Genomic DNA, 22589 nt, shown 5'->3' with positions numbered 1-22589 from the left:
CTCAAGCAATGCTTGAGGCGTTTTTTTATAAGTTAAACTATCCCTGACCTAACCTTTCGAAAGGTTAGGGTCTAGTGGGCTGACGTAACCAGACGGTTTAAGAGCCAACACATCACAGTTAATCTTATCGATAACATGTTCCGCGGTATTACCAATAAACACGGCAGACAAGCCAGTACGACCCGTTGTACCCAGAATCACCATCGCAGCGTTATTTTCAGAAGCGACGCGAGGAATAACATCTTCTGGCAAGCCTTGTTCAACCACAGTTTTTTCTTCACACATACCGTGCTTCTGGCGCAATGCTTTCATTGCCGTTAAGTGATGGCCACGAACCGCATCGGTATAAGACGTTGGATCAAACTCTGGCAGTTCAATGGTAATATTCGCAGGTGTCACAGGGTAGGCATTCACCAAGAACGGTTCCGCATCCAAACGACCGGTGATCTCTAGCAATCTGTCGACCATCGTATCGTTAAGCTCTAAATGAGCTTCTGTTTCAGAACCTACATGAACTGAAGCAAAAATCTTCGCGTGATCTGGCCAGAAATCGTTTTTAACCAATAGCACTGGGCTAGGGCACTTTCTCAACAGATGCCAATCGGTTGGAGTGAAGATGACAGATTCCAAAGTATCGTGTTTACGCGTACCTTTGATTAAGATGTCGTGCTCGCCGCTGTAAACCTCAGCAATGATCGCTTCGTACGGGCGGTTATGCCAAACCACTTGTACATTAAATTCAATAGAATCATCTAGGTAAGGTTCTGCGACTTTATTCATCCAAATTTCGCGTTGGTGAATTACGCCTTTGCGCATTGCGTCTCTTTCATCGATAGAGAGCATAGATGTCATTTCATACGAGAAGTCGTATATCGACAAAAAGAAAGTGATGTGGCTTGTTGAGGTGCTTTTCTTAGCAAGTTGGATAGCACGAACTAGAGCAGGTTGCTCATCGTGATTAATGTCTGCGACAACTAAAATTTTGTTATAGATACTCATAACTAAGCCTACTTTTCAGACCGAACATATAAATAATGTAGCGTAGTTATGGAGAGATTAAGAGAAATATAAGAGGTTTTAAGAGAGAAACATGATGTAGCTCATTATTGAACTACATCATTGATATCTAGACTATTCTTTTGAAACGCCAGCAAGTTCCATCAACGCATCGTGATCTTCGATAGTGATATATTTGCCTTTAACGCTCAAGATGTCTGCTTTTTGGAAGCGACCTAGAAGACGGCTGATTGTTTCAACAGTCAAACCAAGGTAGTTACCAATATCGCCACGAGTCATCGTTAGGCGGAACTCACGCGGGCTGAAGCCACGTTGAGAGAAGCGAGTCGAAAGGTTGTAAAGGAATGCAGCAAGACGCTCTTCCGCGTTCTTCTTAGACAGAAGCAGAATCATTTCTTGGTCACCTTTAATCTCGTTACTCATCAGGCGCATAATTTGCTGACGCAATTTAGGCATTTTTCCTGATAGGTCATCAAGAATCTCATATGGGATTTCACATACCATAGAAGTTTCTAGCGCTTGTGCAAAACTAGGGTGTTGGTCACCAGTAATCGCATCGAAGCCAACAAGATCGCCCGCTAGGTGGAATGCAGTAATCTGCTCATCACCTTGCTCGGTAATCGTGTAGCTCTTGATCGTTCCAGAGCGAATAGCATATAGAGATTTAAGCTCGTCACCGGCTTTAAATAACTCTTGGCCTTTTTGAATAGGCTTTTTTCTCTCAATGATCTGATCAAGTTGATCGAGTTCAGATTCATTCAAAGTAAACGGAATACAGAGCTGGCTAATACTACAATCCTGGCAATGGATCGCACAGCCACCAGACTGAACACGTTTCGTCACAGGCTTTTCAGAAATCATAACAATCTTTCACTATTTGATATACGTCAATATTTTAGCATTCCTTTATCCAGTTGGGTAGTAAAAAAACCGGATTTAAAGAATGGCTATACGGTATAAATAATGAGCTGTAGTGCCATATAACCGGTATAGAAACCGTAAATGAGGATTAAAATTGCGCCTAGTTGGCGAAATAAGTCAGCTTGTTGCAGTTTCTTGAGGAAATTAGCACCCATACCAACCGTCAGCATCGCTGGGAGCGTCCCTAAACCGAAAGCAAGCATAATACCTGCACCGTTGTACCAACTTCCTGATACGGCCGCCCACGTAAGCATTGAGTAAACTAAGCCACATGGTAGCCAACCCCAAATAAAGCCAAACGGCAAAGCGTGGCTAGGGTGCTTCAAGGGTAGAAATGATTTACCTAAAGGAGAGATATAACGCCATAGCTTCTGTCCGACTTTTTCAAAGAACAACAAGCCGAACCACCATTTACCGATATACAAACCTAAGACGATCATAAAGGCAGCAGCAAATAATCGCAGCCAACCTAGCAGAGCGTTAAAATCGCTTAGCTGACCTATCGAAGAGATTGCACCGCCAATCACACCACCAATCACGGCATAACTCAGCAAGCGCCCTAGGTTATAAAGTAGGGGAATAACAGGGGAAGGTTTACTGTTGCCAATCGAAAGAAGCGACGCAATACCACCACACATTCCCATGCAATGGCCTGCGCCGATCAATCCAACAACAAAGGCTCCGATCCAATCAGGCGTCATCGTTCTTTTTGTCTACGTTAGTTTGGTTTTCGCTGTTAGCTTTCTCATTCTTGACAGGTTTACTATCAGAATGGTTGTGAGCCTTTGCGTCTTCATCAAACAGTATATTGTGACCTTGACGTTCTAGGTCTTCAAACTGTTCGCTCTTCACCGCCCATAGAAAAATACCAACAGCGATGCACACCAGTACAATCGCAATGGGGATCAGGATGTATAAACTTTCCATTATTTACCTTGCTCTTTTAAAAGCCTTAACGAGTTAGACACAACAATAATAGAGCTGGCAGACATGCCCACAACGGCAATGTATGGAGCAACCAAACCCGCGACAGCCAATGGAAGGATAAGTAAGTTATATCCTAATGACCAAGCTAGGTTTTCACGAATTATCTTACGTGTTTTTAACGCCAAAGTACGCGACTTAAGTAATCTATCGAGCTTATCACCCAGTAACACCATATCCGCAGAAGCTTTCGCGACATCCGTACCGCCGCCCATAGCAACTGAAAGGTGGGCACCCGCAAGAATAGGGGCATCGTTAATACCATCGCCAACCATCATGGTAATATCACTTGCATCTCGAGAGTTCAGGTAAGCAAGCTTATCTTCAGGTTTTGCGTTAGCAACAATGTCTGTAATACCGATCTCTTCAGCAACAGGCTTCGCGTTAATCAAAGAATCGCCAGTAAGCAGAGTTGTTTTGATGCCTGCTTCTTTAAATTGCTTAATAAACTCTATGCTTTCTTTACGAATGGGATCTTCATAAGTGAATGTCGCGATATGACGACCCGCCATCGACAAGTAAATGCCGTTGCTTTCCGATGGTTGAGCTTCACCTAGAATGAATTCACTACTACCAATCGCAACTTCTTGGCCATTCCACTCACCAGTGATACCTGAACCAATCACGTTATTAACTGACTCTACTTCGATCTCATCAGAAAGATGAGTCTTGAACGCTTTAGCGATAGGGTGGTTAGCGTGTTGTTCCAGGCTCGCCGCTACTTTGAGACAAGTGTCTTTATCAAGTTCAGCGAAGGTTTCAACTTGGCTGATACGAATATCACCCTCAGTCAATGTACCTGTTTTATCGATGATCAAGTGATTCACTTTGCACAAGGTTTCGAATACGTGGCCTTTGCGCAGCAAAATACCGAAGTTACCCATGCGAGACGTTGAACAAGTAATCGCCGTCGGTGTTGCCAGTGACAGAGCACAAGGACACGTTGCTACCAATACCGAAAGCATGATCCAGAAAGCGTCTTCTGGTCGTGTTTGGTGCCAGTAAAACCAAGTACCGAATGAGATGATTAAGATCACCGCAACAAAGTATCGAGCCACAACATCAGCAATTTCTGCAATGCGGGGTTTAGACAATTGCGCTTCGTCTTGCAGGCGAACGATATTGGAAATAACCGAATCCGCTTTTGACGTCATTACTTCCAATTCAAATGATTCATCACCATTCAATGTACCAGCAAAGACGGTATCGCCTTCGTTTTTGACCACATGGATAGATTCGCCAGTCAGCATCGATTCATCGATATGAACTCTGCCAGACAATACTTTGCCATCGGCAGGAATGTGCTCACCCGGTAGAACGCGAATTTGGTCGCCAACTTTTAAGGTTTTGACTGGAACTTGTTCGCCATCTAACGTTGTTGCCATAGCAGGAACGAGCTTAAGCAGGTTACCACTAGCAGCGGCGGCTTTACGACGAGCGCGCATTTCAAGGAAACGACCAAGCAGTAGGAAGAAGGTAAACATCGAGATAGATTCGAAGAATACTTCACCTTTCTCTGTCACCGTTGCGACCAAACTTGCAACGTAGGCAAACAAAAGAGCGATCGACACAGGTACATCCATACCCAATGTTCGACCTTTGAGGCTACGCCACGCGTTGATATAGAAAGGCAATGCAGAGTAGAGCAGAACCGGTGTTGCAAAGATTAAGCTCACCCAACGGAAGTAGCTTTTGAATTCGGGCTCAAGGTTACCAAAGACTTCAAGATAAAGCGCAACAGCCAGCATCATGACCTGCATGGTTGCTAAACCAGCAATGCCAAGACGATAGAGATAATTCTTCATCGATCGATGATAGGCGGCTTCTTGTTGATCAGCCTCAAAAGGTGCGGCTTTGTAGCCTAAGGTATGGATTGCAGACAACAGCTCGCTCAGTTTCGTCTGAGTGTTGTCCCAACTGAGCAGGGCGCGGTTAGTCGTGGTATTAACACGAATACTAACAACCCCTAACTTTGAAGAGACTTGCTTTTCAATAAGCCAAGCACAAGCAGCACAAGAGACACCTTCTAGTGACAATGTCACTTCAGAGGTGTTTTCAGAGTTACGGACGAACTCCAATTGAACATCTTCGTTGTCGTAATGACTGAGTGCCAGAAGTTGCTCTGGCACGAGATCCGCTTTTTCAGCTGGAGCGGTACGATATTGGTAGTAAGAGACCAGACCGCTATCAACGATTGTCTGGGCTACGGTTTCGCAACCCGGACAACACATAGGTCGTACCGATCCTAAGATTTCTACTTTAAAATCCGTTTCCGCTGGTACATCTTCACCGCAGTGATAACAGGATTCACACATAAGATTTAGTTCGTTAGTTGAGTAGGAGTATCAATAGGGAAGTTCATGCGACCTTGCACTAACCATTCAGAATCATGCGGAGAAAGCTCGATAAACCATGGACCTTGCATTTCATGATCCAGAGTCAACGTGTAGTTGCCTCTCGCATCAGCGGTCAGTAGCTGAGTAAAATCACGGTCAGGCAGCGTTCGGTGCACGAACATTGCGCTAATAGCAGGGAAGTGGTCTAGTTTGCCTTTGTCGAGAGTAATGATAACTGAGTTACCTTTCTCGCTAACTGAAGCTGATAAGCCAAGCTCTTTAGCAACATTTACTTTCGAAATGTCGACATTAATACCTTTACCTTTTTTATAGTAATCTTCAGTGACAACGTTAACTGAATGGTTGGTAAGTATCGCGACTCGAACCAATGTTAGCATAGAAACGCCAACGGTTAGGAAGATCAAAAACCACGGCCAAAACTGCTTATACCAAGGTTGTTCCATATTATTATTCTCAATATATACAATGAAATAAAACTAATTTTTACAAACACTTAAGGTTATAACTGTAAAAGAAAGACAGCCCCTTAAGAAGGGGCTGTTATTATTATGTTACTCTTTATCTGAGTTGCTGAGGCTCCAGACGTAGGCAGAGACGAGCTGAACCTTATCCTCACCGAGGATGTCCTTCCAAGCCGGCATTACACCAGAACGTCCGTACATGACTGTTTCCGTCACATCAGCGCGAGAATCGCCAAATAGCCAGTCGCGGTCAGTCAAGTCAGGTGCGCCAACAGCAGGGTTACCCTTACCATCAGTACCGTGACAGGCTGCACACACTACAAAGCGCGCTTTACCAGCCTCTGCTTCACGTGCGTTTACGCTACGACCAGAAAGGCTAAGCGTGTAGCTAACTACTTCTTTTACGCCTTCTTCGCCAAGAGCGTCTTTCCAACCTGGCATTTGACCGACACGACCATGCATGATGGTAGTAACGATAGCTTGTGGTTCACCACCATATAGCCATGCGTCATCAGTTAGGTTCGGGAAACCTTTCTGACCACGTGCATCAGAGCCGTGACACTGAGAACAGTTTTGTAGGAATAAACGTTGGCCCACTTTGATTGCATCGGCATCTGATGCAATGTCAGGGACAGAACGTAGACCGTTTTCGTCGTGAGCTAGCTTTCTGAAAGCTTCACCAAAGTAGGTGTCAGCATCATCAAGTTCTTTCGCGTATGCGTCTAACTGTTTGTTTGCTTGCGCAGCAGCGATTGCAGAGCGAGACTCTTCTACGCTACGAACTGTTTGGTTTGAACTCGTCCAACCTAGTAGACCTTTAAAGTTGCCAAGGCCTGGGTATAGAGCTAGATAAACAGCTGCAAACACAATTGTGCTAACGAAAAGGTATGTCCACCATTTAGGTAGCGGGTTATTAAGCTCACGAATACCATCGTATTCATGGCCCATATCCTGACCTTCTTCTACACCTGTTTTATCGTTGGAACACCAACGAAGTAAGGCTGCACAGCCAATCAATGTACCGATTGTGATTACTGTTACCCAAATACTCCAGAATGTACTCATTACTTCGTCACTCCTTGATTTTTATCTTTCGCAGGTGCTTCATCAGCGAACACTAGGTTTGCATCTTCGTCGAAGCGCGACTTACGATTTTTACCGAAAGCCCACCAAACGATGCCGATGAAACAAGCAAAAACAGTAACAGTCCAAACACTTTGAAATGTAATAATGTCCATAATTATTCCTTATTTCATTGCGTGGCCAAGCGATTGAAGGTAAGCGATGATTGCATCCATCTCTGTTTTTCCTTCAACATCTTGTTTAGCGTTAGCAATTTGTTCGTCTGTGTAAGGAACACCAAATTGATTACGGAAGATTTCAAGCTTCTGTTTAGTCAATTTGCCATCAAGTACATTCTCAGCAAGCCATGGGAAACCAGGCATGTTTGATTCAGGAACAAGTTCGCGAGGGTCGATAAGGTGAACACGGTGCCACTCATCAGAGTAACGATCACCAACACGCGCTAGATCAGGACCAGTACGCTTAGAACCCCATAGGAATGGGTGTTCCCAAACACTTTCGCCAGCTACAGAGTAGTGACCGTAACGTTCAGTTTCAGAGCGGAAAGGACGAATCATTTGGCTGTGACATACGTTACAACCTTCGCGAATGTAGATATCACGACCTTCCATTTCCAGAGCAGAGTAAACACGTAGATTTTCTACAGGTTCAGTAGTCTGCTTTTGGAAAATAAGTGGGGTAATTTCTACTAAAGCACCAAAACTGATAGCAATAACGATAAGAATCGCTAGTAGGCCAACGTTCTTCTCTACCAACTCATGGCGATTATTTGAATTTGAGCTCATTCTAAATCTCCTTAAGCCGGTTGAGGGATAGCTTTAAGGCTATCTTTAGGTGCAGAAACAGTTTTGTACGTGTTGTATGCCATTAAGAACATACCAGATAGGAAGATGAAACCACCTAAGAAACGTACAAAGTAGAACGGGTAAGATGCTTCTACAGATTCAACGAAGCTGTAAGTTAATGTACCGTCAGAGTTAACTGCACGCCACATTAGACCTTGCATCACGCCAGAGATCCACATTGCAACAATGTAGAAAACCGTACCAATCGTTGCTAACCAGAAGTGAACATTGATTAGAGATACAGAGTACATACGCTCTTGACCAAATAGTTTAGGAACTAAGTGGTAAACCGAACCGATAGAAACCATTGCAACCCAACCTAACGCACCAGAGTGAACGTGACCGATAGTCCAGTCCGTGTAGTGAGATAGTGCGTTAACCGTTTTGATTGCCATCATTGGGCCTTCGAAAGTCGACATGCCGTAGAATGATAGAGAAACGATTAGGAAACGTAGGATTGGGTCGTAGCGAAGCTTATGCCACGCACCAGATAGAGTCATAATACCGTTGATCATGCCACCCCAAGATGGAGCAAACAGAACCAAAGACATAACCATACCTAGAGATTGAGTCCAGTCAGGAAGTGCAGTGTAGTGTAGGTGGTGAGGACCAGCCCAGATATACAGAGACACGAGAGCCCAGAAGTGAACAATCGACAAACGGTAAGAGTAAACAGGGCGACCAGCTTGTTTAGGAACGAAGTAGTACATCATGCCTAGGAAACCAGCTGTCAATAGGAAGCCTACCGCATTGTGTCCGTACCACCATTGCACCATTGCATCGATCGCTCCGGAATAAATCGAGTACGATTTAAACGCAGAGACAGGAACAGCTAGGCTGTTAACGATGTGCAACACGGCAACCGTGATAATGAAGGCTCCGAAGAACCAGTTTGCTACGTAAATGTGCGATGTCTTACGTTTAATCATGGTTCCGAAGAACACGACCGCATAAGCTACCCACACAAGAGTAATAGCAATATCGATTGGCCATTCAAGTTCTGCGTATTCTTTACCAGAGGTTAAACCTAACGGTAAAGTAATTGCAGCGGACAGGATAATCGCTTGCCAACCCCAAAAGGTAAAGGCTACGAGAGGGCCACCAAAGAGACGCGTCTGACAGGTACGTTGTACAACATAATATGATGTTGCAAACAGCGCACTTGTACCGAACGCAAAAATAACCGCATTAGTATGCAGGGGACGTAAACGACTGTACGTCAACCACGGCGTATCAAAGTTTAGCTGTGGCCAAACTAATTGAGCGGCAATCAAAACACCAACGCCCATACCGACAATACCCCACAAAATTGTAACTAGGGTAAATTGACGGACGACCGTATAGTTGTAGTTTTGTTCAAGCTGCTTTTCTTGGCTCATTTGCATGCTTCCAATTTCTTATTTACTACACTTTACTTCCAACACGACTCACGTCGTAATGCCACCCAAATTAGAAAAGGAAATTCAGCCTATTCAGGGCTTTATTTCCACTTGCTGATTTTAAAAAAAAGTGGCATTTTCAACGCGACACTATACTTGAATTAACAAATCAATGACAGAGTAGTAACCTTACGCTTGGTCTGGAATTGGATTTTTATTTAAAAACTTTGAACTTTGTAACAAGGAGTAAAGATTATAATGGCGGCACAAAAGCTAACAAAAGGCAGGCTTGTTCAAATTATCGTCATGTTGGTTATTTTAATAGCTGCATTTACTTGGAGAACAGTAACATACGATAATAACGAAACAGTAAACTGTATAGTTTCAAAACCTTGTAAATTTGGTATTGATAATCATAATGTTTCAGTTTCAAGCAATAACCTAGGGTATTCGATCGAAACATCTAAAACTGGCAAATTTATCATTAGCTATAATGAAAGCGGAATTCTGGAAGAAAAAGGACCATCAAATTGGCTGTTACAAACTAGTGATAAGACCTCCTCAATAACGGTTACATTTCCACAACAGGTGAGCACGTTTTCTGTAAACCTTTCTAAGGAGTAACAGAGAGAAACTGGGGCACACCTCGGTTCTTTTGATAGAAACATGTACCAAATCAGTGAAACACAATGCATTAAAGTGTTATAAAGAGAGCATTAATAAAGTTACCCAGAATCTATGAAATTTCTATCAAAAGTCTCTTACTCCCTAGACGATAAAATCGCAGTAGATGAGTTGCTCAGCGGGGTGGAAAACCCTGACGATATTGCTTGTCTTATTTGCTACTGCACAGAAGAGTATTCGACACTCGCTGTGCAGAGATATTTCGTAGATGCTCTCCCGAACACTCCCATACATGGCTGTACTACTTGTCACGGCATTATGACCGAAACTGGTTTTCATTCTGGTCCAGTCATTGGCGTCCTCATTATTTATGACTCGGGGATCAACGCCTATGGTACGGGAATCGAACATTTCAGTGACTCCATAGACCGCAGTACCTTCAGCGCGATAGACAAAGCACTCAAGAACGCCAACCGAGAAGGTGAAATTCCTGATCTTATCTTGCTGCATTCCACACCGGGTAACGAAGAAAAGGTGATGGCGGCTATCGATAAGAAATTTGGTACTGAAGTGCCAATTATTGGTGGCAGTGCTGCAGACAACCAGGTTTCCGGAAATTGGAGTATCTTCACCGAAGAGTCGCTGTCTATAAATGGTGTGTCTTTAACGGTAGTGTTTGCGTCTCAGTCCATCTATTCCTCTTTCAGCGCGGGTCATACGCCTACGCGGTATTCAGGCACCGTGACCAAAGTAAGAAACCGAATTTTGTTGGAGATAGACCACAGGCCAGCCGTCACCGTTTACAACGAATGGACTAATTTCCACTTAGATGGCAGTGATGATGGCTACATATTCGAAAAGTCGTCAGTCTACCCATTAGGCAGGAAAGTCGGCTCTTCTTACGATTACCCATATTTCAAATTGTCTCATTCGATCAGAGAGACGGAGTGTAATGGGATTGAGCTGTTCACAGACATCAGTGAAGGCGACACCATCTACCTGATGCAAGGGTCTAAGCAGCAGTTGATTAGCCGCGCCGCGAATATCATTCACTCCTCATACTACAACGACATGGATCTTGAAGAGAAACTAGGGGCGATCAATATCTTTTGTGCAGGCCCAATGTTGAACCTTAAACAAGATATGGATGAGGTTTGTGACCAAATAAATCAAGCACTTAATGGGCTACCATACATATGTCCGTTTACGTTTGGTGAACAAGGCAGGCTCTCTGGTGGCGAGAATGCACACGGGAATTTAATGGTATCGTCTGCAACGTTTTATAGGTTGAAAAAGTAATGGGTTCTGAAGGTCAAGAAGCGCTGCAAGAAGCACGTATTGAACTGCAAAAACTAAAAGCCCGTGAGCGAAAGCTGGCTGAAGAGAACAGGGTGATCTTATCAACCATCTCTGCGATCAGTAAGGCAAGTAACATATCTGAGATATTCTCCAGTCTCGAGTTCGTGCTCAAAAAATACATTAAGTTTGATGACTTTATCGTGGTATCAAGGGTAGGGAACGAAGGCAGTTTCAAAACCCTGCTAAGCAATAACAAAGTCTTCGAACAGATGAATTGGAGTGATTGTGGCAAGTTATCTCGAGTGATCAATGGAGAATGCGCCATCCTTTTTGAACCCAAGTCTCTGGGTGAATTCAATTCCTTACATCCCATTATCCTCGATCAAATCAACTCTGTTCTAATTACTGGTATCGATAGCGGACTAACACAATCCGTCATCATCTTTATCCACTCGAATACCAAGCACTTTAGTATTGAAACTAAGGCCACACTAAACCGTTTTCGACCGTTGATAGAGCGTGCTGTTTTCGATATTGAGAACAAAGAAAAGCTTGAAGCAACCGTTCGAGAACGTACCGCAGAGCTTGTCACAGCAAGAAAAGACGCAGAAAGAGCCAACAAGGCCAAGTCTGAATTCCTCGCGATGATGAGTCATGAATTAAGAACACCGCTAAATGCCATAATTGGCCTAATAGACACCCTAAAATCCACATCATTGAACGAAGAACAACAGTCTATACTGCTTAATATGAGCACATCATCTGAGCTATTGCTGGCAATTATCAGTGACGTATTGGATTTTTCTAAGATTGAATCTGGGTGTTTCTCGTTGGCTCCTCAATGGAGCAACGTAAGAGACACTGTAACTTTTGTATTATCTGAACAAAAGAAGACAGCAGACGATAAAGGTTTGCCGCTAACAGTAACTAGCGATATCCCTGAAGGTGAACTTCATTACATCGACCCAAGTCGCTTGGCACAGATCCTATTTAATTTGATCGGTAACGCGATTAAGTTCACTGAGCGTGGGCATGTCCATGTTTCTATAAAGTACCAGCAGAGCTCTTTCTATATAACGGTGGAAGACACAGGGATTGGCATTAGCTCGCAACAACTTTCGTCGCTGTTCAGTCCATTTGTGCAAGCTGATAGCACAATCACACGTAGATTTGGTGGCACAGGTTTAGGCTTGGCCATCACTAAAAGACTGGTTGAACTGATGCGCGGGCGCATATCGGTAAAGAGTGAGCCTGGAAAAGGCTCCAAATTCGAAGTACAGTTGCCAGTGCTTACTAGAGTTACGAATAATCTGGCTAACAAAGAAGACGAATCTTCACGAGAGTTAAGAAGCCGTTATTCAGTGTTAGTTGTCGAAGACAATCCAACGAATCAAATGGTGATAAAGTTAATCCTTACAAGACAAGGCCACGAGGTTTTCATCGCAAGTAATGGTGAAGAAGCGATTGGCTTTATTGAAAGAGGCAACGAATCAATAGACATTATCTTAATGGATGTGTCGATGCCGGTCATGGATGGATTAACCACAACCAAATACATGAGAGACGCAAACATCAAAACACCAATCGTTGCGCTAACAGCACACACATCAGTAGAAGACAAATGTTCGTGCTTAGATGTCGGCATGAATGATTTCGTGACCAAGCCAGTAAGAACTAAAGAGATCACAGAAGCAATTGATCGATTAATGCTTGAAGTCTAATAAACGTATTCTTAATCGAAGATTAGGAAATATGTTTATTAGGTATTTTATGGTAAATAGCCTTACTGTTAAATAGAACATCGATTTGGTAGATAAACAAGAGGCAGGGCATCGCACAAAGATACCTGCCTTATAAACACCAAACACCATTTAACATAATATACATAATACGCACCAAAAATGAGATTGAAATCTGAGAGGTTTCAGGGCCTGTTACTCGCGTAATTTTACGTACAGCGCCGCATGAATCTATCTATTTAATTACTGGCTGGCTTTGACTCCGCGTTAATTGGATTAAATCGTGATGGCTTTATCACATGTCTGCTCAAACTTAATTAAGACTTCTAATTACGGATGCCTCTCCAAAGTTAGTCCAGAGTCTCTGCTGGTTGAGTGTTAAAAGCTATTACCCTGATTTTGCTTACCAAAAGAACCTAGATGATTAACGCTTCCACTAACTCTCGGTCTATTGTCCGTACTACCAATAAACTGAAAAGACTTGGTTACTCTTGTTCGCTAGATTTAACGGTCCCAAAAGACCAAGCGAACTCCCGAATCATCTAGTCTTGTTTACCTATGTTGGCTTGTTCTTCACCAAATTGAATCAACTATCAACGTCATCAGTAACATCCGTACTCGTTTTTCAAACCACTAACTTTGAATTTTCTGATGCCCAACGGTCATTGTTACCAAACTGCGTTGCCATCCAAAACGAACTTCTATAAACGACTTGGCTAATCGTAAGTTACAGTGCAACATAAATTCTATTAACCTCTGTCTGGACTATATTAACTTGTCTCATAACTGCGATAATGACACTTCTATTACCAACAAGTCTTTAAAATCAGATCTTTAGGCTAGTTCTCAATTAGTTAGAGTATCTTTTGTTTGTTAACATATTCTGGAACAGAATAACTTATTATCTTAGAAGGCTTTACATGAAAATCAGTACAATCGCCCTATCGCTATTCACCGCTTTTTTTGGCATTAGCTCGCAGGCGCTTGCTAGTGAAAACGAAAACTCACCTAGAGAGCATGGTCATTTTTATGCTGGTGTTGATATCGGCTTTTATAATGAAACTGAATTAGAATATCGTGGCAGCGCCATTGAAGATTTATCTGATCTATCAGACTTTAGCTATAACTTGGTTGGAGGCTACGAATTCAATACACATGATGTCGTCAAACTGGGGCTAGAAGCCGAGTACCGAAAAATCGGAAAAGTTAGCTATAACGACTTAATGGATATTGAAGGCCATGCTTTCTTCGTAAACATTAAACCAAAGTTTATTGTTGAAGGTGACGTATTAGATCTGTATGTATCTTTATTAGCCGGTGTTGGCTCTATGGATATGGAAGCGAAAGCTTTTGGAGTATCAGACTCTAAGTCTGAAGCAGCCTACCAAGTTGGTGCTGAGCTTGGTGCGATGGTAACAGACAACATCGATATCCATATTGGTTACCGCTATGCAAACGTTGAAATTGAATCCATCGATGTGTCACCTCAAACCGCTTACCTAGGTGCAAGGTACCACTTCTAAACTTGATTCACTCGTAGGCTCAATACTACTAAAGCCGTCCTTTTAAAGCTCGGCTTTAATTTTGATCACCTATTTCCCTACTCGACCTCTACTTTGACAAGACAATTCAACCATAAATAAAGTTACGTTGTATCTTCTGTAAAAAGTTACAACTTGAAAGCTTTGCCCTAACGCAAAATAAACCACTTTAACAGGCTACTATTTCGTGTTTAAATTTTGATCTATCAAACAGTTATACGAATAAACTTGGTGATTAGGCAATCAAATGCTATGCATTCAGGTATCAGCTATGAATTAAAGTGTTAACATCAGGCAATTTTGTAAACTAGGTGTTTGATATGTTGCCTAAACTTTATAAGTTCAGATCCCTCCATGATAGAAACATACAGTCGATTGCCGAGTGTTCGCTGTGGTTCGATTACGCTAAAACTTTTAATAACCCTTTTGAATCTAACCACGTGTTCAACAAAGAGCTTCAACAAAACTTTAAGATCATGTGTTTCTCTCAGTCGAGCGACCACCCAATACTATGGTCCCAGTATGGTGACAACTTTAAAGGCATGTGTATCGAGTATGATCTCAACTGCTATAACGGCGAGGCCAATCTCAACTGTTTTGAAGTCCAGTATGAAGACGAACCGAATATGTTCCGCCCGGCATCGCTAAGAGGTTTACAAACATCAAGACTGGGAGCTGAGATATTCAAAATTAAGCATTCTAATTGGCGTTATGAAAAGGAATACCGCTGGGTATTACCTGATGACGAGATGATCGGAAATAAACTCTACCTTAATAGAGAGTGCCTAAGCTCGGTGATTCTGTCAGAGCACGCTCCTGCCGACAGGAAATTGAAAGTTCTGATGACTTGCCAGCGCCTTGGTATCCCTGTTAAACACGCAATAGCAAAGCAAGAGTCGTTTACCTTCGAAGTGGTCAGTTAAGTAGAGTGTAATCCTACTGTTTAGCGCCAAAACAAGACATTCACATAAAGTTACAGCGCAACAAAAAAGAGAGCGACATTAATGAGACTCTCTCTTTTTATTACATGTTCACCGTAAGCTTTCCCAATCCTTTATCTTGCATCTGCTCAATCGTCGCGATAGACATTTGAACAGTTGAAAACCAATAAGGTCGGTGCTTAACGTTAAATAGTTCACTATTATCTAACGCCTCGAAAACAGAATATTTTCTACCTTGAGCCAAAGCTGCACCATAAACCGTTCGCTCAAGTACTGGAATGTCATTCACTTCCTCTAGAAGTGCCCTCTTGATGAACTGATTTCCAGGGCTCCAATCTATAAATTCAACGAGGTTTTTTAGTAGCTTAAGCTCTAGCTGCTCGACCATTGATTCAAGAAACTGTGTGTTTGGCATCACCTCAGTACAAGCATAATATTCGTCATGCTTGTCACTTGCTTCACGATAACCAAGCATCGTTTTTACCAATGCGTCTTCAAACGTTGAAGAAAAGTGGTTACAAATTAAAAACAAAGGCAGAACTCTCAACACACCAAGTAAAATGCCTACGTTAGGATCTTTAACCGACGTTTCTTGAAGTCGAATTCGAGTCGCATTTGACGTCACGACCAAGTGTTGCCAAACCTTAGGTGTGATGTGTTTAATGTTGCCATCATTCCACTTAATCAGCTGTTGACTCATTAACAATGGGAACAATAAACGACAATTTTCTATTCCTATTTGTCGTGCTGCAACTTTTGGATCGAGAATTACCTTAGATTTCTTTCCATATTTCTCTGAAAACTCTTGATTGGAAACAAACTCGATTAAACTTGAGCTCAATGGCCTACTTTTCGCGGATATTTCATGGAGTTTGGAAAAGTTTAAAGATGGCGAATACGCAACACTAGCGAACTGATTGTAATCGGGTAAGTCTGAAAACAACGAACTTATTAAGGTACCTTGAAGCTTCTCAAGCATTAGCGCAGAAGCGGCATTGCTGACATCATCGATAACGTATCGTAAGGTTTGTTGCTTCGCGTCGACTTTTTCACGATGAGCATTGACTCTATCCTGCTCGCAGCGCAATAAAATACGTTGATTGTGAGATATGCGGTCAGATTCATCAAATATGACACTATCACAATACCTATTTTCCAAACTTAGTAACGTGTCTACTGTAGATTGTGCGAGCTTATATTCAGGTGAGATTAACCATCGATTAAAGCGAGCTTCAACATTGATTGAGACCTTCCTTGAGATCTCAACTACTTCAGAGGTATAACTTTTATTTGCTAACAACAACCGTGACTTTCCTTTGCCGTAAATGCTCTTGTATCGGCATATCCTGCCTTTATAACAAAACTAATATTAATAGAAATTAGAGATTGGTTCACGAAATTGTTTCAATAAAATTAAGGATATTTAGTTATAGTGCGTTGAGAGTGGCTAGTGTGTGATATGTAGCCGGATATACTTTTCTGGAAAGCTGTATTTGAACCTTTTCTTCGTCGGTAGGTGTTTTTTCGCCTGCTTGCAAACTTTACTATCTCCAGACGTTCTCACCTTTTTGATTCTTGCGTAACCTTTAGAGTGCTTCATCTCAATCATCAGATCGCAATAACCCTCGAAATCAACATTACTCTTGTTGAGCCCTTTCATGACGGTGACTTTTATCTTTTTAGCTACAGGATTAACCAATGCATCGTCGGGAAAAGCGACTGGGGATAAAAAACATAATAGTAATACTAGATATCTCATACTGCTCTCTCTTTGTTGAGGGTGAGAACAGTATGCGGAGATTTAAGAGAAATGAAGGATTAACTTAGTATGAGGATTGACCAGCTAACGCGTAACTCTCAACGATTACGCTTTCTTTGAGCCTTTAGACTTAAAACCATTATGCGGGAACACGTTACGAATACGTTGCTGTACGTTTTTAGGAACATCTTTAGTGAACTTGAGATTGTAACCAGAACGTTTTGCATACACTTTTAGCTCGCCTTTAAAGGTATTGTTATGACCAATCTCTTGAAGGTTGTGCTTAAAGCTCGGTGGAAGATGCCCTTTAACTTGTTCGATCGCCCCGTCGCTAAATTTAATTTTCAATACCGGTCGGTCGACTGCTACTAACCAAAAAACTAATACCGCACCGATTAAGATTACGTACATCATAATGTCACCACTACTGTTGATGGTTATTTATCGTCAGAAAGGAGCTTGCTTAAGTCTTCTTTGAGGCTAGTCACCGTCTTGCTGGCCTGCTCACTACGAGACGCTTCGCTAACCAAATACTCGATGGCATCTGAGAGCGTACAACCTAGCTCGTTCGCACGTTGAGATAGCTTTTCCCATACACGGTAATCAAGGTCGATTGATTTCTTCTTTGTATGAACTTGTTCAGCATTGAAGTGGCGTTTTCGCTTAGCTCTGATCGCTTGTTTAAGCTTGTTATCGAGCTCAGGAGACATGTTGTTAGATATCCACTCAAGGACACCTGTAGGTTGGTGTTCAAGCTTCAATAAGGCTTTAACAGCAACATCAGCTTCACTTGAATCTATGTGGCAGGTGATCGACTCGCCTTCTTTCCATTTTTTGACCAGATAGTTCCATTTCCAACCACATTCCAAGTTTTCAAGTTGCTGATATTTCATGTCTAATCTCGAGAGTTAATCCTAGTGACAGCGTAACCCAAAATAGGCTATTTAACAATTATGATCTTGAAAGAATAGACCAAGATCATACTTATATTAGCTTAGTGATTAGTAACTACAACATAGAGCTACAAGCGAGATCGGTTTTTCTATATACTCCCTACCTCATTATCATAATCAGAAACTTAAATGACTCAAGTAGATTGGCGACATGTTACGCCTCAGTACGACGAATATAGCGCTCAATTAGAGCAATTCCCTGACATCTCGCCTTTCCCGTTTTCAGATATTCAACATAGATTCAAAGATGCGCTAACCCGCTTTGTTCGCTTGTCTAACCTTTCGCGCGTTTTACTGGTAAACGCTCCAGACAATTCGATCTATCGTCAAATGATTGTTGAATCTCTAGTCACTGCTTTAGATGATCACACTCTACCGGTTATAAAAACTGAGTCTTTAAATGCTGTCTCTCTGTTTGACCAAGTTCAGTCAAAAGACGGTAAGGTTGTAGCGACAAAGCCCGGCCTACTGGCTAGAGCAAACAACGGCTATCTGATCGTTTCAGCAAACTTGATCTTGGCCAACCCAGGAAGCTGGTTACTGCTTAAATCAGCACTGCTTGGTGAAGCCGTAGAACCAATCAGCAGTAATCCAGAGCACTTGAACCAATCCCCGACTTTGCCTTTGACTTACAACATTAAGTTGATTGTGGTTGGAGACAGAGCTCAACTAGGTGACCTTGATTACCTAGACAGCGATATTCAAACCGGTTTTTGCCTATTCAGCGAAATTGAACAGGACATTAAGCTCTCAGAAGACACTCTGACTCAATATCTTGGTTACCTTAAGTGGCTTCAACAACGCTATGAATTACCAAACATCACGCAACAAGCGTTGACTGGCATTCTTACTGCCGGAGCAAGAGAAACCGAAGATCAAAGCTATATCCCACTGTGCCCTATTTGGCACAACGCGTTATTGAACGAAGCTTTGATTGAAGCCGACAATGGTGAGATTGATATTCACCATATCCAGCAAGCTCAACAGCACAAATACAACCGTGAATCTTATCTACCAGAACGCGCCCTTGATGATATTCGTGATGGCCAAGTCATTATCGAAACTGAAGGTGAACAAGTTGGTCAAGTTAATGGATTGACGGTCATCGATGTACCGGGACACCCAATATCGTATGGTGAACCTGCACGAATTTCCTGTGTTATTCACTTTGGTGATGGTGATATTGCCGATGTTGAGCGCAAAGCCGAGCTGGGTGGTAATCTTCATGCTAAAGGCATGATGATCATGCAAGCATTTGTGAGCAGCGCACTAAACCTTGAAGATCCATTACCATACGCAGCTTCCGTAGTATTTGAGCAGTCTTACTGCGAAGTAGATGGCGATAGTGCTTCTCTTGCGGAGTTGTGTTCTCTGGTTAGTGCTTTGTCTGAATACCCTATCAATCAACAAATTGCGGTTACAGGTGCAGTTGACCAATTTGGACGTGTGCAAGCTGTTGGCGGGCTAAACGAGAAAATCGAAGGCTTCTACCATGTGTGTAAGCACAACGGCTTAACAGGCGAACAAGGTGTGATCCTTCCAAGATCGAACTTAAGGCATCTTGCACTAAAGCCTGACCTTATTGAAAGCATTAAGAATGAAGAATTCCATATTTGGTCTGTGTCTAATGTAGACGAAGCAATTCCTCTCATTATGAACAAACCATTTAGAGACGATGAACAAGAAAGCGTTCTGAGTAAAATCGCGGAACGTATTGAAAACTTTGAAAGACATGAGCACCCTATTGGAATCGTTGGACGCATTAAAAACTGGTTTGTCTAGTACTGATCGGACTTGTTTAGCGTACACCTGTTCACTAATATGCACCTATCAAAAATCGGAGTAATTGATAATGCAAAACAAACGTGATTCTTACACTCGCGAAGAGCTTCTAGCATCAAGCCAAGGCGAACTATGGCCACAAGGCCCTCAACTACCAGCACCGAACATGCTAATGATGGATCGCATCACTAAGATGTCTGAAACTGAAGGTGATTACGGTAAAGGTTTAGTTCTTGCTGAGCTGGATATTACTCCTGACCTATGGTTCTTCGATTGTCACTTCCCGGGTGACCCAGTAATGCCTGGTTGTCTAGGTCTTGACGCAATGTGGCAGCTTGTTGGCTTCTACCTTGGTTGGGTTGGCGGCGAAGGTAAAGGCCGTGCTCTAGGTGTTGGCGAAGTGAAATTCACTGGTCAAATTCTACCTACTGCGAAAAAAGTAACTTACGAGATCCACATGAAGCGTGTTGTTAACCGTCGTCTAGTTATGGGCCTTGCGGATGGTCGCGTACTTGTTGATGGTAAAGAGATCTACGTTGCTAAAGATTTGAAAGTTGGCCTTTTCCAAGATACGTCAGCATTCTAATCTAATAGTTAGATTTTTAGTAAAGCAGCCCATGGCTGCTTTATTTTCGTTCCAATAAATTTAGTTATAGTGCATTAAAGTATCCCGTATTAAGCTTGAAACAGGATAAATCCACCAGCGATACGCTTATGATAGCGAAACTAGAATGCTACATAGCTCTGGGAGTCTTTGTGTTGTTCTGAAACTAACAAGGCTCCAGCCGTTGTAATCAACAGACAATGGAGCCCTGACCTTGAATTCTTTACGCCCTATCTACTTATAGAGACCTGATTGCTTGTCATCTTTGGCGTCACGCCATCCACCTAACCAATAAGACCGAGAATCCATTTGGCTATATGGGCAAGCTTCTTGCGACCGTCCATTTAAACCAGCCTTGTAGCCTTGAGATTGTGCTCGTTCTAGTCGATCACGCTTTTGTCTCTTCATAGTGCAGTCCTCATACGGGTGTTACATTTACTAACATACAATGATTACAACTTTACGGAGTTTTTGTGACTCCAACTTTAAGAATCGGTCAAATTTTCACTTTTCTCAAGGTGAAAAAAAGCCCGAGTTCAGAATTGTGAACTCGGGCTCAGGAGATAAAATTATTTAAATTTTCTGCGGAACCCTAATAGACCAAGCACAGTCAAAGTTAACCAACCTAGGCTACCACCTTGGCGCTCAACTTTCTCGGTGTCGGTGCTACGAGTTACTACGCTATCAATGTCAGAGCCAGTGTCATACCTTGCTCCCTTGATTGGGATAAGCTTAACAGCTACAACCTTTTCGACTGCGTTAGATGAGGCACCACCACAGTATGAGTTGTGTGATGTTGTGTCATAAGGCTTATCATTACCGTCGACTGTACATTTGATAGCCGTTGCTGAAATCACGCCAGCATCATTGATATCCGTCGCATCAATGATTCTAAATTGGTTATTGTGACTAGACGCATCACCATCATTTGTTAAGTCATCTAACCACCATGCTTTACCACCAAAAATATCAACACGGCGTTCATCAGTTGAAGACGGGAGATCGTAAGGGTAAATAAAGCCTCTGTGTCTTCTTTCGCTGCCATCGACTTCACGCGTCGTTTCCGCATCGATCTGGCCAACAAGTTCATTGTAATTATTTACCGCTTTAGCTTCACCGCTTGAGCCACTGAAGAAGATACCGCCAGACAAATACGTTGCTGTTGGGTTTTTAGCATCCGTTACAATAAAAGGCTTATTACCGGCACTACCATTTTCAGGAACATAACCGTTACGTTTTGAATATCCAACTGCAAACAAGTTGTCGTTAATATCGGTTGCTACTGAGTTACTGTATCTAGCATCATCGTTAGACGAGCCTGACTTAACTTCTGCACCACTAATAACTTTCGTTGTCCAAGAACCTGAAATATCTAATGAGTCACTCACAAAGACACTAGCGTTCATGTCTTGAAGATCGCCACTACCATCAACTGTGTTATAGCCTACACCATAAAAAACAGAGCTTGACGTATCAATTGCAATTGACCGCATGCTGCCTTGGGCAAAGTAGTCACCTTGTTGGGCGTTGCCACCTCTAACCCAATCGATTTCCTTTGTATCAGTTCCATCCCAGATTGCTGCTTTTGAACTAAATGTTGTATCCGATGTGCCTGTCTTAGGCCCTTCCGTAGATACACTACCTACGTTATAAACAGTACCGCTTACCGTTATCGCTCGCCATGCACGCGTTTCAGAAGATCCGGTAGGTTTCGCTGTCGTCGTAAACAACGCGTTATTGCGAATGTCGCCTTCAGATTTAACACCTAGCGGTTGAGCATTATCATCTAGAGAGTTAATTACCGTATTACGAGTGTCAAAAGTATCACCACCTTCTACAAATGCTTTTGCATTGACGTAAGTAAGGTCATTTCTTTCCTTACTCCAAGTATCGTTCCAACGGTTTTGCGCCCAGCTTTCACATGTAGAATATCCTAGTTCTCGGTAGCAATAGTTTTCGAAATCATCGAACTCTTGAATGTATTGGAACGGAGCATCCATGGCAAAAGGCACTTCTTCGCGATAACTTACAGCCTCGACCGTATTGCGAGTTTCACCAGCTAATTTAAATGTCGTATCAGCACAGTTAGTTGCGGTAGCGTCAAAACACCCTTTCGCAAGTACTACACCACCAGCATCCTTTGCAACACCAGGCTGAATCGCGACACCAAATATCTCTGACGCACCAGTAATTGAAGGCGTTACTTCAACTACCTTGTAAAGCGCAGCGTTGGCATTAGTTGCAGCCAAAACTAGGGCTGCAACAGTTGTTAATTTGAATTTAGTACAAGTCATTATTAC

General features: G+C 42.5%; 23 protein-coding genes. 7 read left to right on the top strand and 16 right to left on the bottom strand.

The window, feature by feature from the left end; genetic code table 11:
- Positions 1-48: 48 nt before the first annotated feature.
- From uspE to ccoN, 10 genes are all read right to left on the bottom strand, one after another.
- Complete coding sequence (gene uspE, locus AB4482_RS04975; RefSeq protein ID WP_372132567.1) at positions 49-999, bottom strand: universal stress protein UspE; 951 nt, start codon at positions 997-999, stop codon at positions 49-51.
- A gap of 132 nt (positions 1000-1131) precedes the next feature.
- A complete protein-coding gene (locus tag AB4482_RS04970) occupies positions 1132-1878 on the bottom strand; it encodes an FNR family transcription factor (RefSeq protein WP_017059637.1) in 747 nt (248 codons plus the stop codon).
- 86 nt (positions 1879-1964) lie between these two features.
- Positions 1965-2639, bottom strand: coding sequence for a sulfite exporter TauE/SafE family protein (locus AB4482_RS04965; RefSeq protein ID WP_372132564.1), 675 nt, complete (start codon positions 2637-2639; stop codon positions 1965-1967).
- The gene (gene ccoS / locus AB4482_RS04960; RefSeq protein WP_372132561.1) at positions 2629-2865 is read right to left on the bottom strand and encodes a cbb3-type cytochrome oxidase assembly protein CcoS; all 237 of its coding nucleotides are present in this window, start codon (positions 2863-2865) and stop codon (positions 2629-2631) included. The genes AB4482_RS04965 and ccoS overlap by 11 nt, the downstream gene beginning before the upstream one ends.
- Entirely contained in the window at positions 2865-5237 is a 2373-nt protein-coding gene (locus AB4482_RS04955; RefSeq protein ID WP_029235846.1) for a heavy metal translocating P-type ATPase metal-binding domain-containing protein, read from the bottom strand. Before AB4482_RS04955 ends, ccoS begins: the two co-directional genes overlap by 1 nt.
- Positions 5238-5242: 5 nt before the next feature.
- Complete coding sequence (locus AB4482_RS04950) at positions 5243-5722, bottom strand: FixH family protein (RefSeq protein WP_017059641.1); 480 nt, start codon at positions 5720-5722, stop codon at positions 5243-5245.
- 108 nt (positions 5723-5830) lie between these two features.
- On the bottom strand, positions 5831-6805 hold the full coding sequence (gene ccoP / locus AB4482_RS04945) for a cytochrome-c oxidase, cbb3-type subunit III (protein ID WP_017063857.1): 975 nt from the start codon (positions 6803-6805) through the stop codon (positions 5831-5833).
- Positions 6805-6978, bottom strand: a complete 174-nt coding sequence (locus tag AB4482_RS04940; protein ID WP_004733679.1) for a CcoQ/FixQ family Cbb3-type cytochrome c oxidase assembly chaperone — start codon at positions 6976-6978, stop codon at positions 6805-6807. The genes ccoP and AB4482_RS04940 overlap by 1 nt, the downstream gene beginning before the upstream one ends.
- A gap of 9 nt (positions 6979-6987) precedes the next feature.
- Positions 6988-7608, bottom strand: a complete 621-nt coding sequence (ccoO, locus tag AB4482_RS04935) for a cytochrome-c oxidase, cbb3-type subunit II (protein ID WP_017059643.1) — start codon at positions 7606-7608, stop codon at positions 6988-6990.
- Positions 7609-7619: 11 nt separating this feature from the next.
- The gene (ccoN, locus tag AB4482_RS04930) at positions 7620-9053 is read right to left on the bottom strand and encodes a cytochrome-c oxidase, cbb3-type subunit I (protein WP_009846707.1); all 1434 of its coding nucleotides are present in this window, start codon (positions 9051-9053) and stop codon (positions 7620-7622) included.
- Positions 9054-9305: 252 nt separating this feature from the next.
- Between ccoN and AB4482_RS04925 the strand changes: the two genes are divergently transcribed.
- The 5 genes from AB4482_RS04925 to AB4482_RS04905 all read left to right on the top strand — a co-directional run bounded on the left by AB4482_RS04925 (position 9306) and on the right by AB4482_RS04905 (position 15173).
- Entirely contained in the window at positions 9306-9671 is a 366-nt protein-coding gene (locus tag AB4482_RS04925; RefSeq protein ID WP_017059645.1) for a hypothetical protein, read from the top strand.
- Positions 9672-9785: 114 nt separating this feature from the next.
- Positions 9786-10970: an FIST signal transduction protein gene (locus AB4482_RS04920; RefSeq protein WP_017059646.1), complete on the top strand. Its 1185-nt coding sequence runs from the start codon at positions 9786-9788 to the stop codon at positions 10968-10970.
- On the top strand, positions 10970-12691 hold the full coding sequence (locus AB4482_RS04915; RefSeq protein WP_017059647.1) for an ATP-binding protein: 1722 nt from the start codon (positions 10970-10972) through the stop codon (positions 12689-12691). Before AB4482_RS04920 ends, AB4482_RS04915 begins: the two co-directional genes overlap by 1 nt.
- Before the next feature lie 938 nt (positions 12692-13629).
- The gene (locus AB4482_RS04910) at positions 13630-14232 is read left to right on the top strand and encodes a porin family protein (protein WP_372180608.1); all 603 of its coding nucleotides are present in this window, start codon (positions 13630-13632) and stop codon (positions 14230-14232) included.
- Positions 14233-14570: 338 nt separating this feature from the next.
- Positions 14571-15173 carry a DUF2971 domain-containing protein gene (locus AB4482_RS04905; RefSeq protein ID WP_372180607.1) on the top strand — a complete coding sequence of 201 codons (603 nt, stop codon included), beginning with the start codon at positions 14571-14573 and terminating at the stop codon, positions 15171-15173.
- Between the two features lie 100 nt (positions 15174-15273).
- Here the strand turns inward: AB4482_RS04905 and AB4482_RS04900 are convergent, their stop codons facing one another.
- The 4 genes from AB4482_RS04900 to matP all read right to left on the bottom strand — a co-directional run bounded on the left by AB4482_RS04900 (position 15274) and on the right by matP (position 17843).
- Positions 15274-16494 (bottom strand): hypothetical protein, encoded by a 1221-nt coding sequence (locus tag AB4482_RS04900; RefSeq protein WP_372180606.1) that lies wholly within the window; start codon positions 16492-16494, stop codon positions 15274-15276.
- A gap of 144 nt (positions 16495-16638) precedes the next feature.
- Positions 16639-16950: a hypothetical protein gene (locus tag AB4482_RS04895; protein ID WP_017059671.1), complete on the bottom strand. Its 312-nt coding sequence runs from the start codon at positions 16948-16950 to the stop codon at positions 16639-16641.
- Between the two features lie 105 nt (positions 16951-17055).
- A complete protein-coding gene (locus AB4482_RS04890; protein WP_017059672.1) occupies positions 17056-17364 on the bottom strand; it encodes a DUF3634 family protein in 309 nt (102 codons plus the stop codon).
- Between the two features lie 23 nt (positions 17365-17387).
- Positions 17388-17843 (bottom strand): macrodomain Ter protein MatP, encoded by a 456-nt coding sequence (gene matP / locus AB4482_RS04885; protein WP_017059673.1) that lies wholly within the window; start codon positions 17841-17843, stop codon positions 17388-17390.
- 189 nt (positions 17844-18032) lie between these two features.
- Here matP and AB4482_RS04880 point away from each other — a divergent pair, with 189 nt between their 5' ends.
- The gene (locus AB4482_RS04880) at positions 18033-19685 is read left to right on the top strand and encodes an AAA family ATPase (RefSeq protein ID WP_371724606.1); all 1653 of its coding nucleotides are present in this window, start codon (positions 18033-18035) and stop codon (positions 19683-19685) included.
- Positions 19686-19755: 70 nt separating this feature from the next.
- Positions 19756-20271, top strand: coding sequence for a bifunctional 3-hydroxydecanoyl-ACP dehydratase/trans-2-decenoyl-ACP isomerase (gene fabA / locus AB4482_RS04875; protein ID WP_017059675.1), 516 nt, complete (start codon positions 19756-19758; stop codon positions 20269-20271).
- A 252-nt stretch (positions 20272-20523) separates the two neighbouring features.
- On the opposite strand, the gene rmf is transcribed toward fabA, so the two are convergent.
- Both rmf and AB4482_RS04865 read right to left on the bottom strand, forming a co-directional pair.
- The gene (rmf, locus tag AB4482_RS04870) at positions 20524-20697 is read right to left on the bottom strand and encodes a ribosome modulation factor (RefSeq protein ID WP_017059676.1); all 174 of its coding nucleotides are present in this window, start codon (positions 20695-20697) and stop codon (positions 20524-20526) included.
- A gap of 161 nt (positions 20698-20858) precedes the next feature.
- The gene (locus AB4482_RS04865; protein WP_372180605.1) at positions 20859-22583 is read right to left on the bottom strand and encodes a DUF3466 family protein; all 1725 of its coding nucleotides are present in this window, start codon (positions 22581-22583) and stop codon (positions 20859-20861) included.
- Between the last annotated feature and the right edge of the window lie 6 nt (positions 22584-22589).

This window comes from Vibrio sp. 10N.222.55.C7 (assembly GCF_041473335.1).
Classification (GTDB): domain Bacteria; phylum Pseudomonadota; class Gammaproteobacteria; order Enterobacterales; family Vibrionaceae; genus Vibrio; species Vibrio crassostreae_C.
The sequence above is the reverse complement of the archived record's forward strand: the minus strand, read 5'-3'. Positions and strand labels throughout refer to the sequence as shown.

Bases quoted from the DNA above. Each gene is read 5' to 3' on its own strand.
- uspE (WP_372132567.1), bottom strand. From the start codon at position 999: ATGAGTATCTATAACAAAATTTTAGTTGTCGCAGACATTAATCACGAT.
- AB4482_RS04940 (WP_004733679.1), bottom strand. From the start codon at position 6,978: ATGGACATTATTACATTTCAAAGTGTTTGGACTGTTACTGTTTTTGCT.
- AB4482_RS04865 (WP_372180605.1), bottom strand. From the start codon at position 22,583: ATGACTTGTACTAAATTCAAATTAACAACTGTTGCAGCCCTAGTTTTG.
- fabA (WP_017059675.1), top strand. From the start codon at position 19,756: ATGCAAAACAAACGTGATTCTTACACTCGCGAAGAGCTTCTAGCATCA.
- AB4482_RS04925 (WP_017059645.1), top strand. From the start codon at position 9,306: ATGGCGGCACAAAAGCTAACAAAAGGCAGGCTTGTTCAAATTATCGTC.
- AB4482_RS04965 (WP_372132564.1), bottom strand. From the start codon at position 2,639: ATGACGCCTGATTGGATCGGAGCCTTTGTTGTTGGATTGATCGGCGCA.
- ccoS (WP_372132561.1), bottom strand. From the start codon at position 2,865: ATGGAAAGTTTATACATCCTGATCCCCATTGCGATTGTACTGGTGTGC.
- AB4482_RS04905 (WP_372180607.1), top strand. From the start codon at position 14,571: ATGTTGCCTAAACTTTATAAGTTCAGATCCCTCCATGATAGAAACATA.
- ccoN (WP_009846707.1), bottom strand. From the start codon at position 9,053: ATGCAAATGAGCCAAGAAAAGCAGCTTGAACAAAACTACAACTATACG.
- AB4482_RS04895 (WP_017059671.1), bottom strand. From the start codon at position 16,950: ATGAGATATCTAGTATTACTATTATGTTTTTTATCCCCAGTCGCTTTT.
- ccoO (WP_017059643.1), bottom strand. From the start codon at position 7,608: ATGAGCTCAAATTCAAATAATCGCCATGAGTTGGTAGAGAAGAACGTT.
- AB4482_RS04910 (WP_372180608.1), top strand. From the start codon at position 13,630: ATGAAAATCAGTACAATCGCCCTATCGCTATTCACCGCTTTTTTTGGC.
- AB4482_RS04915 (WP_017059647.1), top strand. From the start codon at position 10,970: ATGGGTTCTGAAGGTCAAGAAGCGCTGCAAGAAGCACGTATTGAACTG.
- AB4482_RS04880 (WP_371724606.1), top strand. From the start codon at position 18,033: ATGACTCAAGTAGATTGGCGACATGTTACGCCTCAGTACGACGAATAT.
- AB4482_RS04970 (WP_017059637.1), bottom strand. From the start codon at position 1,878: ATGATTTCTGAAAAGCCTGTGACGAAACGTGTTCAGTCTGGTGGCTGT.
- AB4482_RS04890 (WP_017059672.1), bottom strand. From the start codon at position 17,364: ATGATGTACGTAATCTTAATCGGTGCGGTATTAGTTTTTTGGTTAGTA.
- matP (WP_017059673.1), bottom strand. From the start codon at position 17,843: ATGAAATATCAGCAACTTGAAAACTTGGAATGTGGTTGGAAATGGAAC.
- AB4482_RS04955 (WP_029235846.1), bottom strand. From the start codon at position 5,237: ATGTGTGAATCCTGTTATCACTGCGGTGAAGATGTACCAGCGGAAACG.
- ccoP (WP_017063857.1), bottom strand. From the start codon at position 6,805: ATGAGTACATTCTGGAGTATTTGGGTAACAGTAATCACAATCGGTACA.
- AB4482_RS04950 (WP_017059641.1), bottom strand. From the start codon at position 5,722: ATGGAACAACCTTGGTATAAGCAGTTTTGGCCGTGGTTTTTGATCTTC.
- AB4482_RS04920 (WP_017059646.1), top strand. From the start codon at position 9,786: ATGAAATTTCTATCAAAAGTCTCTTACTCCCTAGACGATAAAATCGCA.
- rmf (WP_017059676.1), bottom strand. From the start codon at position 20,697: ATGAAGAGACAAAAGCGTGATCGACTAGAACGAGCACAATCTCAAGGC.